This is a genomic window from Roseomonas sp. TS2 (assembly GCF_058833935.1).
Map to the genome: position 1 here is coordinate 1 of NZ_JCACVY010000344.1, position 1,552 is coordinate 1,552.

2 protein-coding genes are annotated in these 1,552 nt (G+C 76.0%); both read right to left on the bottom strand.

Translation table 11 applies throughout. The features are described 5' to 3' along the window. Positions 1-522: glycosyltransferase (locus ACZJYS_RS24255; protein WP_493180637.1), on the bottom strand; the 522-nt coding region annotated here is incomplete at its 3' end. 5 nt (positions 523-527) lie between these two features. After that, positions 528-1,552: glycosyltransferase family protein (locus tag ACZJYS_RS24260; protein WP_493180638.1), on the bottom strand; the 1,025-nt coding region annotated here is incomplete at its 5' end.

Genomic DNA, 1,552 nt, shown 5'->3' on the forward strand with positions numbered 1-1,552 from the left:
CGGCGCCGCCAGCACCAGCCGGCGCGCGGCATCGTTCAGCACCAGGGTGCAGCCCGTCACCACATTCTGCACCAGCGCGTTGCGGAAGCCGAGCGGACGGCGCGGCAGCGGCGAGAGGCCGGTCGGCCGCAGCGCTGCGTCCACAAGCTGCTGACGGCTGCAGTAGAGCGCCGGCCGTGCTTCCGGCATCTCGGCGAGCGCCGCCTGGGCCCGCGCCAGCTTGCCCGGCAGCCAGACGTCGTCCTGGTCGCAGAAGGCATAGTGGCCGCCCTCCGGCGCCGCGGCGAGCAGGCGCATGAAGCTGCCCATGGCGCCGGCACGCCCTGGCGGCGTCGCCGCCTCGGCGGCGCGGCCGGTGCGGCGGGCGAATGCCTCCAGCAGCGCCGGCGTGCCATCGGTGGAGCCATCGTCGCGCCACAGCAGGCTCCATGCCGCCTCCCGCTGCGACACCAGGCTGTCGAGCTGCTCCGGCAGGTAGCGCGCGCCATTGTAGGTGGCGAGCAGGACATGCAGGGGTGGCATCCGCTTCAGCCGGCGCTGACCGCGAGGCGCGGCCTGGGGAGAATGGGTGGCTCTCCCTCCGCCAGCGGCAGCAGCGGGCTGAAGAAGGCTTCCTCCCCCAGCCGCCGCCCCCAGCGCGTGCGCAGCCAGGACAGGGCCTCGGCCTGCCCGGTGCGGTCCACCCGCCTGTCCTCCCCTTCTTGCCGGAGGCGCGCGAACGGCGTCCACAGCACCCGCAGCCCGGCGGCGCGCAGCTTGAGGCAGAGATCCAGGTCCGACCAGCAGGGCAGCGGCGCAAGGCCGCCGACGGCCTCGAAGCTGGCCTTGCGCACCGCCAGGCAGGCGCCGCTGACGGCCGAGACATCGCGCGGGAGCCGCAGATGGCCGGCATAGCCGGACTCGTTCTCCACCGCCCGGCCGAGCGCGGGCCAGCTCCTGGCGGGCGTCACGCCGTCGAGCACATAGCCCGCGTGGCGGATCCGCCGCCCCGGCCCCAGCAGCATGGCGCCGACGGCGCCGATCTCCGGGCGCAGCGCCTGGGCCACGAGCTCGCGCAGCCAGCCCTCGCCGGCTGGCGCGACCCCCGGCTCCAGCAGCACCAGCACCTCGCCCCGCGCCTGTGCGGCCGCGGCGTTGAGCAACGCCGCCCGCCCCGCTCCGGCCTGGCCCGGCAGCAACCGCAACCGCGCATCCGCAACGGCCGGCGCCGTGCCGCCCGGCCAGGTCAGCAGCAGCTCCGCCGGGGCATACCCGGCCATCTCCAGCAGCGAAAGGAAGTCCTCCGGCGCGGCCGGGGCGGCGGGCAGTGCCAGGACCAGGCTGGCCATCGGGTGCGGCTGGGGCATGACGTGGCGCACGCGCGACCAGCCGGGCAGGTCGCCTTGCGGGGTGACGCTGGCGCCGGGGAGGCCACTCTGCTCCAGGTGCTCGACCACCGCCCGGCGCCCTGCGGCCGCGCAGCGATCCAGCGATCCCTCCGAGAAGGAGGCCGCCTCCGCGCCCTGCCGCCAGTGGTAGAGGATGGCCGGGATGTGGCGCACCCGCTCCACCC